Source organism: Streptomyces sp. NPDC104814, assembly GCF_055583185.1.
This window is the reverse complement of record NZ_JBVJOL010000009.1, coordinates 270194-282998: the sequence shown is the minus strand read 5'-3', so window position 1 is coordinate 282998 and position 12805 is coordinate 270194. Positions and strand designations below refer to the sequence as shown.

Sequence of the window (12805 nt, the reverse complement as noted above, 5' to 3'; positions counted from 1 at the left end):
TTTCGCCGAATGGCCGGGAACCTTGACCACGTCGACTGGGCGATCATCGAACAGCTGCAACGGGAGGCCCGCATCTCCCTCAGTGAGCTGGGCCGCCGCGTGAACCTCAGCCCGTCGGCCACCACCGAACGCGTCCGCAATCTGGAGGCCCTGGGCGTCATCACGGGCTACCGAGCCGAGATCGACCTGGCCAAGGTCGGCTACCCAGTCCTCGCCGTCGTCAGCCTCAAGTATCCCGGCAACCGCCACCAACCCCTGCGCCGCCTCCTGGCTGAACGCCGCGAGATTCTGGAGTGCCTGCGCACCACCGGCAACGACTGCTACACCCTCAAGGTGGCCGCGACCTCCATGCAACACCTGGAGACCCTCATGGACGAACTCGCCGGCTTCGGCAGCACCACCACGAGCGTCGTCTACAGCCAGACCCTCCCCTACCGCGGCCCGGTCCCCCCGAACTGACCACCGACCCGCCATCCGTCCAGGGCTGCACCGGCAGTCGTCCGGACCCCTGCACCCGGTGCTCCGTGCCGCCGCGCGATGGGTTTCGTCGTGGGCGCTGGCCGCGCCACTGGAGCCGCGGCCGATTGTCGACTGACAGTGCGTCGAGCATGCGGCCTGCAAGAACCATCTGTGGCTTCGCAGGGTCATGGCGCACCCTCCACCCGGCACCGATGAGAACGCACACACGGCGCCATGCGCCGCCATCAAGGCATGCGCGCGCTGAGGGTGCGGACGACCTGGCGCAGTACCTTCTCGCTCCAGTTCTGGTCCGCCTTCGGGTACTCCCCCACGCCGCCGGCCGTCGAGGTGCCGCTCACCGCGAACTCGTACGGGCCCTGATAGCAGGTCAGGTCACCCTCGGCGAGGTTGCCGGCGTAACAGCCCTGCGGGCCGAGCAAGGCGCCGAGGTCCTGGAACTTCTTGTGGTACTTGATCGCGTCCTTGCGCGCGTCGGCCAGGTCCTCGGCGTAGTTCTTCGCGACGAGCCCGGGATCGGCGACGGCCGTGAAGGTGACCGATATGCTGCTGTTGGCGTCGCTGTCGTATGTGTCGGGCAGGCCGAAGCCGAACTTGCAGCCGCCGTCGGGCACATCGCCGGTCGTGCCCGGCTCGGCCTGGGACAGCGGGTCGAAGTTGATGACGCTGACCTTGACCGGCTGCCGCTTGATGCCGTCGGCCTGCGGCAGAATCGCCTCGATCTCGGCGTCGCTCAGGACCTCGCAGCCGTGCGGCCACTGGGCCAGCGGCAGCGAGTGACCCGACGGCGGCTGCGCGGCGAGCCGATTCCCCGACGGCTTCGCGGAGCCGAACTCCAGGGCGGGCACGTCCTTGCTGCATCCGGCGAGCAGAAGCACCGCGGCCAGCACCGCGACCGCGGACAGCGCATGGGTGCGCGTGGTCATCGTTCCCCCGAGTGTGCGTGTACGTGGCCGGCAGTTGCGGCGACGAACAGGACAGCCGTGATCTTCCCATTCGCCGTGGTCAGGTCAACTCAGGGTATCGAGTTGTCGACTACTTGTTACCGAGCGCCGGTCACGCCGAGCAGACGGTGGCCCTGGCGGCGATCGATCCGGACTGCAACGGCAGTCCGGAGTGTTCGGCCGACTGCACCGGATCCTGCTCGCCAGGCTGCATGCGGCCGGCGAGCTGGACCGGTCCAGAGCATGCGTCGATGGTTCCCACGTCCGCGCGAAGGGGGAGCCGGCACCGGTCCATCGCCGGTCGACCGGCGGAATGCGGGCAGCGAACACCACCTGACCGGCAATGGCCGCGGCACCCCGCTCGACATCACCACGCGCGCGGCCAACGTCAACGGCGTAACCCGGACCTCGCCCTCGTCGCAGCCCCGAGGCCCTGAGCCCCGGTACCCGACTCCGGTTGGCTTGGCGGCGTAACGCACTGTTGTGACGAGAGCCTGTTCGTGATCGGGTTACGAACTCTGAGGAGGGGCGGTCGGGCGTGCGGTTTGCTCGGCCGAGTGGCGTACTCCGAATGGGCGGGTGAGCCTGATGGGGAGCGATCCGCTCCGGCGCTGACCATGGCCGTCGGAGTGGGCTGTGTCCTCAATCGTGGGGAGAAGACCCATGCCGCTACCGATCAGGCATCTGGCCGTGGCGCTCACCCTGTGTTGCGCCCTGCTGGCCGGATCGACGGCGTACGCCGCTCCGCAGCACATGGGGCAGCAGACCACGACTGTCGCGGTCGCTGATCCCACACCCAGCCCTAGCACATCCGCGGAGAAACGCAAGTTCGCCAAGACGCGTTTCGTGGCGGACGCTGCCCTCGCCGCCGGCGCGACCTACCAGTGGATCGTCAAACCCTACAAGGCGGGCAAGTTCAAGAAGGGCGCGCACGGCCGCAAGCTGGCGCTCGTCAAAGCCGCTGTCGCCGGCGCATTCGCCTACAACCGACTCAAGGCAGCCGTCCGCAACGCCAAGGCCGACCCCCTGCTGTCGAAAGCCCTGGCCCCACTCATCGCGGGCATCGAGTCGCTGAAGAGCCTGCCCTCCAAGCTCCGCAAGGGCCAGTCCACCGACGACACCGTCAACAGCTACAACGACGTCATCAACAAAGTGAAGGACGCCGGGAAGAAAGCCGGCGCCGAAGTCAAGGACAAGGTGCCCTCGGCATCCCAGCTGACCGGCTCCTGAAGGGTCCTGCAGTTGGTGACGAACCAACCTTCCCGGCCGTCGGCCCCTGGGTCGACGGCCGACCGCTTATCGTCCAAACGCCGGTGTCCTGCGGCTGCGCCCGGATTGCGGGCCCGGGGCCTGCGCGGGCACGTACGCGGAGCAGATCTCAGCGGTAGCGTGCCCGGCCCGCCGCCGCGGCCGCTGTCAGGGGCACGGTCAGGAGCGCCGCCAGCCAGAACAGTGGGCGGTAACCGTGCGTTTGAGCGGTGGGGGCCGCCAGTCCGGTGGCCGCGGCGCTGCCCACGTAGAGGGCAACGCCGAACATGGCCACGCCCGTTGCGCGGGCCGTCGGGGACAGGGCCGTCGCCCACGACTGGATCGTGGAATGCATGAAGGACCAGCCGCCCCCGAGGAGCAGGGCGACCACGACGAGCGCCCCGGTGGCCTGGCTGTAGCCGGCGAGCAGGTACGCGAGAGCCATTTGTACCCCGCCGGCCACGATCAGGCGCACCGGGGACCACTGTCCGACGAGCCGTTTGACCACCTGCGCGGCGGCCATGGATCCGACCCCGTACAGGGCCGCGACCGCGCCGGCCAAGGTGATGGGAACTCCGTGCGCCTGAAGGGCCGGGGCCAGATAGGTCAGGAAGCCGAGGAGCACCGCTCCCTCCAGCATCGCCACGCCCATGACGTACCACTGCCATCGCGAGGACAGGACCGTGCGGAAGGGTGCCAGCAGTGATCCGGAGCGGGCCCGCTCGGGCTCGGGCAGACGGCGCAGGGCCACCGACAGGCAGGCGGCGAGGACGCCGGGCAGCGCGAACACCAGCCGCCAGGTGAGGTAATGCGCCAGCGCTCCGGCGACGAGGGTGGCCACGGCGGTGCCGAGCGCGAACGCGGTCATCAGCTCGCTGAGGGGGCGTTGCCGGGTCGCGGCGGGCACCGTGTCGCCCACGTACGTCAACGAGGCGGCGATGGAGGCGGCGAAGAACGCCCCGGCCAGGGCGCGGGCCACGATCAGCACGGGGGCGTCGGGAGCGAGGGCCGAGGCAGAGGCGGCCAGTGCCGCGCCCGCCAGCGACACCCGCATCACCCGAACGCGGCCCCAGCGGTCGCCGGCCACTCCCCACACCGGCTGCATCAGCCCGTAGGCGAGGTAGTAGCCACTCGCTGCCAGCACCACGGTGGGAAGCGGGGCTCCGAGTTGCGGGCCGATGAGAACCAGCATGGGCGCGATGCAGAAGCGGTCGAAGTTGCTGACGAATCCAGCGGTGCGCAGCAGGCGCAGAGAGGACGCGGGCAAGGTCGCCACCGGTGCCGACGCGGTGGTGGTCACGGGCTGGACGCTCCCTTCCTGGAGGGTTCGACGAGAACGGGTGACAGGGAACCGCTCCTCGGGGACGCGGTCTTCCACCAGTTCAGCACCGGGCCCCGCGGTATGGAGACCGCTGGCTATTACCATCACTCACAGGCTGCCGGTTCGGCATCGCGCCTGGTGACGGCAGCATCAGCAGAGAGCGGCCGCGTTCGTGCGGACGCCCGCTGTCCAAAGGAGGGGCACGATGACGCGCGGCGGGCCGTCGCCCCGGGAGACCCGCACCTCGCCCCTTGCGGAGCACGGTGCAGCGCCGCCGGCCGCGGCCGGTCGCCGGCGCGGTGGACGGTGAGCGCGCTCTCGACGCCCTCGGGCGAGTCCCCCCGACGTGAACTGGGGGCCTTCCTGCGGTCCCGCCGTGAACGGCTGAAACCGAGAGATGTGGGCCTGCGGGAAGCCCCGGGCCGCCGGACGCCGGGGCTGCGGCGGGCCGAGGTCGCGGAACTCGCCGGCATCAGCGTCTCCTGGTACACGTGGTTGGAACAGGGCCGGGTGCGTACCTCGGAACAGGTGCTGCGCGCGGTGTCGCGGGCGCTGCGGCTGGACGCCGCCGAAACCGCGCACGTGATGTCGTTCGTGGAGGAGAGCAGGCCGCCCGCCGACGCTCCCACCTGGGTGTCACGCAACCTGCTCAGTCTGGTGCAGGCCATGGCACCCCACCCGGCCGTCGTCCTCGACCCGCACTGGGACCTGCTGGCCTGGAACGCCGCGTACGCCGCCCTGCTGACCGATCCGGCGCGGCTGCACCCCAAGCAGCGCAATCTCCTCTGGCTGGTGTTCCGCTGGCCGCCGGCGCGCACCCTGCTCCCCGACTGGGAGCATGAGGCCCGCGCTCTGCTCGGCCAGTTCCGGTCACGGGCCGCTCGCCGGCCGAAGGATCCGCGGTTCGCCGAACTCATCGGCGCACTGCTGTCGGACGGTGACGCGGCCCGGTGGTACGAGCGCCGGGAGACAGCCGGGTTCGAGCCCTCGGTCCGTCGTTTCCGGCATCCGGCCGTGGGCGAACTGCGCCTGCGGTACGTGAAACTGGCCGCCGTGGACGAGCCCGGCCATCACCTCCTGGCCTACCTGCCCGACGACCAGGACTCCGAGGACGCGCTGCGCCGTCTGCAGGCAGGCGAGTGAGCCCGCGGGCCCGGACGTTTCCGGGACACGGACCCGCGGGGCTCACCGTCGCCGCGGCACCCCGCCGGTCGAGGGAGTCGAAACCCCGGCTGGTGTCAGCGGTCTTGGGAGAGTGCGAGGAGCTCGGCGAACGTGCCGCCGGCGTGGACGAGGTCGTCGTAGTGGCCCTGCTCGGTGATGCGGCCGTGCTCCATGACGACGACGTGATCGGCGACCCTGGTGTTCTCCAGACGGTGGGTGATCACGATGGTGATGCGGTCGGCGGCGATGGATCTGATCTGTTCGAAGATACGGTGCTCACCGCGCGGATCCATCTGGGAGGTGGGCTCGTCAAGGATGAGCAGCTCGGGCCGCCGGTACAGAGCCCTGGAGCAGGCGATGCGCTGCCATTGGCCGCCGGACAGCTCGGACCCGCCGAAGACCTCGCGGGACAGCAGCGTGTCCAGGCCGCGGGGAAGGTCCTCGACGGCCTCCCGGAGACCGACGACGTCGACGGCTTCCCACACGGGTAGGTCGTCCCGGGTGCGGGGCTGGCCGAGGGTGATGTTCTCCCGGACCCTCAAGGGCCACTGGGCGAAGATCTGCGGCACAAGACCGGTACGGCGCCAGACGGATACCGGATCGAGCTCCGCGAGGTCGGTGCCGTTCCAGGTGACGGTGCCCTTGTCGGGAAGGTAGATGCCGGTGACCAGCCGCGTGAGGGTGGACTTGCCCGAGCCGTTCGCGCCGACGACGGCGAGGATCTGGCCACGCCTCAGGGTCAGGGACACGTGGTCGACGGCCGGCTTGTCCTTGCCCGGGTACCGGTAGACGACGTCCTCCAGCCGGATCTCCTCCACCGGAGCGGTGAGCCGGCCCGGCCCGCGCCGGGGTGCGCGGGCGGCGGCGTCGTCGAGGAAGGCCTGCATGTCGCCCAAATACAGGCTGGTGTGAAAGACGGCGGCACCGTTGACGACGACCTGGGAGAGCGCCGCGAGCGTGGTCTGGACGGCGATCACGGCCGTCGCGGCGACGGCCAGGTCGATCCGGCCGGTCACCGCCAGCCATGCGAGGGCACCCCACGCCACGACGAGGAACGCGCCGCCCGCCAGAGCGGAGAGCAGGGCGATCCGCAGGGTGCGCGGTGCGGCGGCCAGGGTGCGCCGGTCGCAGCGCTCGGACAGGGCCCGGTACCAGTAGACGAGGTAGTCGGTCATCGAGTTGGCGCGGACCTCGTCGGCGTACTTCGACGTGGTCGCCCACCAGCGCATCATTCCCCTGACGTTGCGGTCGGCGATGTTGGCGTAGTGGATCTCGTAGTCGACCCGGGCGGTCAGGACCGCGCCGACACCGGCCGGCAGCACGGCGAGCAGCAGCAGCGGCAGCATCAGCAGGTTCAGCACCGACAGCACACCGCCGGCCGTGACCATGCGGATCAGCGCGGCCAGGAACCGCTGCGCGTCGCTGACCATGACCTGGGTGCGGATCACTCCCATCTCGGCGGCCTCGTACCGGTCCGAGAACCCGTCCTCCGTGTACGCGGCCGCTTCCACCCCGCAGACCGCCTGCACCAGTGCGGTGTCCGTCCGTGTGATCAGCTGCGGGGTGATCCTCCGTTCGGCGTACGCGGCCACCGACCCCGCGGTACGGCTCGTGGCGGCGGCGAGCCCGACGAGCAGGAGGGCCGGCAAGGCGTCGCGGAGCCTCTGTCCGGGTGAGCCGCCGCCGAGGACCGGCTGCATCGCGCGAGCGGTGGCGGCCAGCACCACGGCGGCCGAGATGCCGGTGACGAGCTGGCAGCCGAACAGGAGTTGAACCGCCCGCCGGTCGGTACGCCACGACAGCCGGACGATCCGGGCCAGCACGGCCGGGATCTGCGCCCCCATCCGCCGGAAGCCGACCTGGGCGAGGGGGTTCACGGAGTACTGGCCGCTGTAGGTGATCTCCGCCGGAGGCGGTGGTGGTGGGGCCGTGTTCTGCTGCGTGCTGGTGTCTGCCGAGGTCAAGGTGGTCTCCCTCGTCGTCGTCCGCCGTGGTCACGCAGCTCAACGACCCGACCCGGATATCGAACACATGTATTTCGGTCGGCTCCCGACTCCCCAACCACGGGGCGTGTCGGAGCGTGGGGGATGCATCGACCCGCGACGGACAACGGACCTCCACCGCTCGGCGGTTGGCCGAAACGCCGGCCCTCGCCGGGCGGTGTCGCGATCCGGCTGGTGCGGTGGGCGGTGCTGGACCGGCACCGCACCACCCTTCCCCGCAGGCGGTCGGACCAGGCGGAGTTCAGCCCGTCAAGTGGGCATTCCTGCCCGGTTCTTGCGAGCTCGGTGGATGCCCAGACCGATGAAGCCGACCCAGACCAGAGTGATCAGACCGACGACGGCATCAGCACCCCACCCGTTGATGGCGTAGAAGTGGGTGGCGTCCATACCGAAGTAGAGCGACGGGACGGCCAGCAGGTTGATGACTCCGACGACGAGGGCACCGCGCACGGTCCACCGTGGCACCATCGGCGACGCGGCCGTCACGAACTGCTGCGCGGCACGCGCGAACCCGAGGAAGAACATCGCGATCCACAGGTGTGCGATCGGACCATGAGCCAGTGCCATGGCGGCCGCCAGAGGGCCGTCCGTGGTCGGGTCCATCCCCCGATCCGGGAACGCCAAGGGAGTACCGGCCTCGAGCGAGGTGGCGAAGAGGATCACTGTGACGTAGGTGAGCAGCGACACGATGGTGAGCTGACCGGCGATGGTGCGTCGGCCCGTGTCGTCCCTGGGAAGCAGGCGTGCCAGAGCGACCCCGAACGCCGTCAGCACAGCCATGATCACCAGCGTCAGCAGGCTACGCGTCAGGACGTTCCACTGCGGGGGCGGTCCCGAGTAGACGAAGTACAAGGCCACCATCGGCACCGAGAGGGCACCCACTGCCATACCCGCCCGGCCGGCGAACGTGGTGGTGGGCAGGTCCGATGCGCAGGCTGCGGGACGAGACGAGGCGGACGGGTTCCGCGTGGTCGATGGCGTGGTCACAGTGACTCCCGGGTGACGTCGTCGGTACGGAGGTTTCCGGTCTGGTGACTGTGCGATGAACCGGCGCGTGACCACTGGGCGCGGACGTGGTCCACGGACAGCAGCGCAGCGTTGAGGAGGAGGCCGCTGCCGGGCGTCCACAGCCACCAGGGGCCGTCGAGATGCGTGCGGAAGATGCCCATCAGCAGCCAGGCGATGATCTGCACGGCGGTCGCGAAGGCGGCCGTCGTGGTGACGGCGAAGCGGATCCGGGTGGTGGAGCGCTGATCGGTCGGGTCCAGCCCGAGCAGCGTGATCAGGTATCGGCGAGGACGTGTGGTGTTCATGTCCTCAACCATGTCGGCCGGCCGATGCGCCGGACGTCTTCCGATCGGGACCGATCGAGTCCACGAACGGCCGACAAGTTCTACGACTTTCGTTGACTGCTTCGTCGAGGCCGGCGGTCTAGGGTGGTCCGGTGTCGTCTCCTCCCCTCGCCGTCGCCGGCGGCCGCAACGACGAGATACCGGTGCGTCGAGGGCCGTGGATCGAGCGCGGCCGTTCGGCGTTGCTGGTTCTCTCCTCGTTCGCCGGTGGGCTCGCCATGCTGTTCCTGGTCCTCGAGCAACGCCCGGGTGGAGGGTGGCGCGTCCTCGACATCTGCGTGGGCGCCGTCGCGAGTCTCGTGCTGCTGGTCCGTTACCGTGCTCCGGTCGTGGTCGGTCTGGTACTGGCGGTCGCCGGAGCCTTCTGCGCCACCGCCGGTGTGGCCAACTATGTGGCTCTGTTCGCCGTGGCACGCAGCCGGCGTATGGAACCGGCGTTCGTCGTGGCGCTGTCCGATATCGCCGGCGCCCTGGTCTTCTGGCTGCTGTATCCGGCCAACTCGGCGCTGAGTCTGACCGTGGTGGTCAACACCGCGATCGCACTCGCCGTCGTGGCCTGGGGCGCACTGCAGCAGAAGCAGCAGGACCTGGTCGCGGTCTACCGGGACAGAGCGGCCCGTATCGAGCGCGAGCGAGAGCAGCGTGCGGAACAGATCCAGATGGCCGAACGCGCCAGAATCGCCCGGGACATGCACGACTCGGTCGCGCACTACATCTCGCTGATCGCGCTGTACGCCGGCGGGCTCGCGGTCGCCGGGGACAACGCCAAGAATGTCGGCACAACAGCCGCGACGATTCGCACGACCGCGATCAGTGCACTCGACGAGCTGCGCACTGTGATCGGCATACTGCGCGACGGCACCGTCGTGACACCGCAAGGCTCCGAGCACGGGCACACCGTTGCGGGATTGATCGACGAAGCCAGACAGGCCGGTCAGTTGATCGTCGCGCGCCTTGATCTGCCCGACAACGGCGGCAACAGCGGCAATACCGGCAGCACAGCCGCGCCGCAGGGACCCCCGAACGCCGAGCACGTCTACCGCGTCGTGCAAGAGGGGCTGACCAACGCGCGCAAGCACGCCCCTGGCGCACTGGTCACGGTGAGTGTTCGCCGCGAGGGCGGTGATGCCCTCGTCACGATCACCAACCCGATCGAAGAAACCGAGTCGGCGTTGCCCGGAACCGGCGCCGGGCTGAGCGGTCTCGTCGAACGGATCGCCACCGTGGGAGGCGTCGTCGAACACGAGGTCGTCGACCGCGGTGAGAACACCCACGAGTTCCGACTGTCTGCGCGAGTGCCCCTGCGATGACCAGCTCTCCCCCTTCCAGCAGCACCCCCGGCGGCGTACCCACGTCGGTGCTCATCGTCGACGACGACGCGATGGTCCGCGCCGGGCTGTCGATGGTCCTGTCGGTGGACCCCACCATCACCATCGTCGCCGAGGCATCCGGCGGAGCCGAGGCCGTCGTCGCGGCGGCGCGGCACTGTCCCGATGTCGTGCTGATGGACCTGCAGATGCCGGAGATGAACGGCGTCGAGGCCACCCGCCGTGTCCGTGCGGCGGTGCCGTCGGTCGCGGTGCTGATGCTGACCACCTTCCACCTGGACACGCACGTCCTCGACGCATTGCAGGCCGGAGCGAGTGGATATCTGCTCAAAGACGTCGCGCCGCAAGAGCTCTGCCACGCGATTCACCTTGCCGCATCGGGGGAATCCGCGTTCTCAGCAACGATCACCCGCCAGCTCGTGGCACGCCACACTCGCGCGGCCGACAACTCCACCACCGCCAAAGCCCGGCGGGCATTGGAGGCGCTCACCGATCGAGAACGCGCGGTCGCCGAGGCTGTCGCCGAGGGTGCTTCCAACGCGACCATCGCGAAGGCACTCTTCATGAGCGAAGGCACAGTCAAGACGCACATCTCCCGCGCGCTCACCAAGACCGGCTTGGACAACCGGGTCCAGCTGGCTCTCATGGTCTTCCAGGCACAGCAGAACTCCTGAGGGCTGTCCCGTAACGTCCGTGGGCTGCCCAGCTGTGGCCGTCATGAGGGCTGCCCACCTCTTGCTATGCATCGCACCTCAAACCGCGGCCGGTCTGCCAACGATCTTGGCTTCCACAGCCGGGCGGGACAGATTTACGATCTGGCTCCAGGGTCACTGCAAGAGTGATCCTCTTGGGGGGGGGCAGGGCCATGATGAACCACGCTATCGGCATCTTTTTGATCATCTTTGGAGCGCCACTCGTCGGCCTCGTCGGCAACGTAGTAGCCGACAACGTGCACGAGGGTGTTGGCCGCACCATCAGGATCGGCGGGGTCCTGGCGGTGCTGGGGGTCGCTGCCTGGTTCATCATCCGCAGCTTCTGAGGTCCAGCTTCAGCCAATGCGATGGTCTCGATGTGGCTGGTGTGATCACGGGGTCAGAGCCGTCCTGGACAGCCCCGTTCACCGGGCGGAGCCCGCGTGCCTTCGGGAAGCTGCTGACGGCCCTTCGGCACGAGGGCGCGGACTTGGTCCGCAAGGGCCGGCCGTGGAATGTCCACTGGAGGACCGGGCCCTGCTGGTCGCGGCCTACTGGCGCACGAACCTGACAATGCGGCAAAGTGCCCCGCTGTTCGGGGTGTCCAAGCCGGCGGCGGACCGGACCATCGACCACCTCGGGCCGATGCCGGCGCTCCGGCCCCGCAAGCGGTTCGCCAGGGACACCGTGCTCGTCGTGGACGGCACTCTGGTCCCCACCCGGGACCACACCCTCGCCGAGCGGTCGAAGAACTACCGGTACTCCACGAACCACCAGGTCGTCATCGACGCCGACACCCGACTGATCGTCGTGGTCGGTCGACCGCTCGCCGGGGATCGCAACGATCGATCAGGGGCCGGTCATCCGGCCCGTTGAGTCGTCTCTCCGGTCTGAGCGGGTACCGCGGGCAGGGCGACGGTGCAGGAGGCGCAGCGTCGGGCCTGGGCCGGGACGGGGCTGAGGCACTCGGGGCAGTCCCGCTTGGGGGCTTGGACGTCGTGGTGGGGAGCGAGGCGCTCGTGCAGCTTGTTGATCGGGAGTACGACGAGGAAGTACAGGGCGCCGGCGAGGAGGACGAAGCTGATCGCCGCGTTGATGAAGGCGCCGTAGGGGAACCTGGTGGCGCCTACGGTGAAGGTCTTGCGGGCCATGTCGCCGGTGGCACCGGTGGCGAGTCCCACGAGCGGGGTCAAGAAGGCGCTGACGAATCCGTTGACGACGGCGGTGAACGCCGCTCCGATGACGATGCCGACCGCCAGGTCGACCACGTTGCCGCGCAGGATGAAGCTGCGAAAGCCCTTCATCTTTCACCCCTTCCAGGCCCATGACATCGACGGGCAGCGCCCCCGTTCCTCAGCCCGGATGCCCTTCCATCAGTCACCCATGCCTGGTGGACGGCAGCACCAGCCCGGGCTTCCCCACATGTAAATTTCATATAGCGGAATACATATTCCGCCTGCCGGTAGATTAGGATCTGCGCCTCCATCGCGTCAGCGATCAATCTCGCAAGGAGTGGGCATGAGTGAGCGTCGGGTGGCCCTCATCACCGGTTCGTCGTCCGGGATCGGAGCCGCCGTGGCCCGACGGCTGGCCGCCGAGGGCATGCGGATCGTCGTCAACTCGGCGCGCAGTGTCGCCGCCGGCAAGGAACTCGCGGCCGAACTCCCGGACGCCGTCTACGTGCAGGGGGATGTCGCCGACGCCTCGGACGCCCGGCGGATCGTCGACACCGCCGTGGACGCCTACGGGGGCCTGGACATCCTCGTCAACAACGCCGGCGCCACCCGCTTCATCCCGCTCGGCGACCTCCAGACCGCCGACGTCACCGCATGGCGTGAGATCTTCGACGTCAACCTCTTCGGCGTCTGGCAGTTGACCACCGCTGCCGTGCCCCACCTCCAGCAGTCGGACGATGCCGTGATCGTCAACATCTCCTCGGTCTCCGCCACCCGCGCCCTGGGCAGCTCGATCCCCTACGCCGTCAGCAAGGCCGCCCTCAACCACCTCACCCGCCTGCTCGCCACGCAGCTCGGCCCCCGCATCCGCGTCAACGCGGTCGCCCCCGGCCTCATCGACACGCCGTGGTACGACGAGGCCGAGGAGGCGTGGGAGAACTCCCGCGACTGGATCACCGCCAACACGCCCCTGCGCCGCGTCGGTTCCCCCGAGGACGTGGCCGAGGCCGTCCAGTACCTGACGAAGGCCGCGTACACCACCGGCGACATCCTCACCGTGGACGGCGGCCGCCACGTCGTCTGAACCGTGGACAGGGCGGC

13 protein-coding genes and 1 pseudogene are annotated in these 12805 nt (G+C 69.3%); 8 read left to right on the top strand and 6 right to left on the bottom strand.

Annotated elements, in window-relative coordinates; translation table 11 throughout:
• Positions 1–9 precede the first annotated feature (9 nt).
• On the top strand, positions 10–459 hold the full coding sequence (locus tag ACZ64A_RS27820; protein WP_469814143.1) for an Lrp/AsnC family transcriptional regulator: 450 nt from the start codon (positions 10–12) through the stop codon (positions 457–459).
• Positions 460–704: 245 nt separating this feature from the next.
• Here ACZ64A_RS27820 and ACZ64A_RS27815 read toward each other — a convergent pair whose 3' ends face one another.
• Positions 705–1403 carry a hypothetical protein gene (locus ACZ64A_RS27815; RefSeq protein ID WP_469814141.1) on the bottom strand — a complete coding sequence of 233 codons (699 nt, stop codon included), beginning with the start codon at positions 1401–1403 and terminating at the stop codon, positions 705–707.
• Between the two features lie 681 nt (positions 1404–2084).
• Between ACZ64A_RS27815 and ACZ64A_RS27810 the strand changes: the two genes are divergently transcribed.
• Entirely contained in the window at positions 2085–2651 is a 567-nt protein-coding gene (locus tag ACZ64A_RS27810) for a hypothetical protein (RefSeq protein ID WP_469814140.1), read from the top strand.
• Positions 2652–2799: 148 nt separating this feature from the next.
• On the opposite strand, the gene ACZ64A_RS27805 is transcribed toward ACZ64A_RS27810, so the two are convergent.
• A complete protein-coding gene (locus ACZ64A_RS27805) occupies positions 2800–3969 on the bottom strand; it encodes an MFS transporter (protein ID WP_469814138.1) in 1170 nt (389 codons plus the stop codon).
• Positions 3970–4296: 327 nt separating this feature from the next.
• On the opposite strand from ACZ64A_RS27805, the gene ACZ64A_RS27800 reads away from it, so the two are divergent.
• A complete protein-coding gene (locus tag ACZ64A_RS27800) occupies positions 4297–5133 on the top strand; it encodes a helix-turn-helix domain-containing protein (RefSeq protein WP_469814136.1) in 837 nt (278 codons plus the stop codon).
• A 95-nt stretch (positions 5134–5228) separates the two neighbouring features.
• Here the strand turns inward: ACZ64A_RS27800 and ACZ64A_RS27795 are convergent, their stop codons facing one another.
• The 3 genes from ACZ64A_RS27795 to ACZ64A_RS27785 form a co-directional block, all read right to left on the bottom strand.
• Positions 5229–7118: an ABC transporter ATP-binding protein gene (locus tag ACZ64A_RS27795; RefSeq protein WP_469814134.1), complete on the bottom strand. Its 1890-nt coding sequence runs from the start codon at positions 7116–7118 to the stop codon at positions 5229–5231.
• A gap of 288 nt (positions 7119–7406) precedes the next feature.
• The gene (locus ACZ64A_RS27790; RefSeq protein ID WP_469814132.1) at positions 7407–8144 is read right to left on the bottom strand and encodes a hypothetical protein; all 738 of its coding nucleotides are present in this window, start codon (positions 8142–8144) and stop codon (positions 7407–7409) included.
• Positions 8141–8470, bottom strand: coding sequence for a hypothetical protein (locus ACZ64A_RS27785; RefSeq protein WP_469814130.1), 330 nt, complete (start codon positions 8468–8470; stop codon positions 8141–8143). Before ACZ64A_RS27785 ends, ACZ64A_RS27790 begins: the two co-directional genes overlap by 4 nt.
• Before the next feature lie 131 nt (positions 8471–8601).
• Between ACZ64A_RS27785 and ACZ64A_RS27780 the strand changes: the two genes are divergently transcribed.
• The 4 genes and pseudogenes from ACZ64A_RS27780 to ACZ64A_RS27765 all read left to right on the top strand — a co-directional run.
• On the top strand, positions 8602–9819 hold the full coding sequence (locus tag ACZ64A_RS27780) for a sensor histidine kinase (protein WP_469814128.1): 1218 nt from the start codon (positions 8602–8604) through the stop codon (positions 9817–9819).
• Positions 9816–10511: a response regulator gene (locus ACZ64A_RS27775; RefSeq protein WP_469814126.1), complete on the top strand. Its 696-nt coding sequence runs from the start codon at positions 9816–9818 to the stop codon at positions 10509–10511. The genes ACZ64A_RS27780 and ACZ64A_RS27775 overlap by 4 nt, the downstream gene beginning before the upstream one ends.
• A gap of 191 nt (positions 10512–10702) precedes the next feature.
• Entirely contained in the window at positions 10703–10876 is a 174-nt protein-coding gene (locus tag ACZ64A_RS27770; protein ID WP_469814124.1) for a hypothetical protein, read from the top strand.
• 32 nt (positions 10877–10908) lie between these two features.
• Positions 10909–11375: pseudogene (locus tag ACZ64A_RS27765) on the top strand (transposase family protein); the annotation flags it as partial.
• Between the two features lie 14 nt (positions 11376–11389).
• On the opposite strand, the gene mscL reads toward ACZ64A_RS27765, so the two are convergent.
• A complete protein-coding gene (gene mscL / locus ACZ64A_RS27760) occupies positions 11390–11833 on the bottom strand; it encodes a large conductance mechanosensitive channel protein MscL (protein ID WP_469814122.1) in 444 nt (147 codons plus the stop codon).
• A 214-nt stretch (positions 11834–12047) separates the two neighbouring features.
• On the opposite strand from mscL, the gene ACZ64A_RS27755 reads away from it, so the two are divergent.
• Positions 12048–12788, top strand: a complete 741-nt coding sequence (locus tag ACZ64A_RS27755; protein ID WP_469814120.1) for an SDR family NAD(P)-dependent oxidoreductase — start codon at positions 12048–12050, stop codon at positions 12786–12788.
• The last annotated feature ends 17 nt before the right edge of the window (positions 12789–12805 follow it).

Coding starts and splice junctions, on each gene's coding strand:
- ACZ64A_RS27820 (WP_469814143.1), top strand. CDS start 10: ATGGCCGGGAACCTTGACCACGTCGACTGGGCGATCATCGAACAGCTG.
- ACZ64A_RS27815 (WP_469814141.1), bottom strand. CDS start 1,403: ATGACCACGCGCACCCATGCGCTGTCCGCGGTCGCGGTGCTGGCCGCG.
- ACZ64A_RS27810 (WP_469814140.1), top strand. CDS start 2,085: ATGCCGCTACCGATCAGGCATCTGGCCGTGGCGCTCACCCTGTGTTGC.
- ACZ64A_RS27785 (WP_469814130.1), bottom strand. CDS start 8,470: ATGAACACCACACGTCCTCGCCGATACCTGATCACGCTGCTCGGGCTG.
- ACZ64A_RS27775 (WP_469814126.1), top strand. CDS start 9,816: ATGACCAGCTCTCCCCCTTCCAGCAGCACCCCCGGCGGCGTACCCACG.
- ACZ64A_RS27770 (WP_469814124.1), top strand. CDS start 10,703: ATGATGAACCACGCTATCGGCATCTTTTTGATCATCTTTGGAGCGCCA.
- mscL (WP_469814122.1), bottom strand. CDS start 11,833: ATGAAGGGCTTTCGCAGCTTCATCCTGCGCGGCAACGTGGTCGACCTG.
- ACZ64A_RS27755 (WP_469814120.1), top strand. CDS start 12,048: ATGAGTGAGCGTCGGGTGGCCCTCATCACCGGTTCGTCGTCCGGGATC.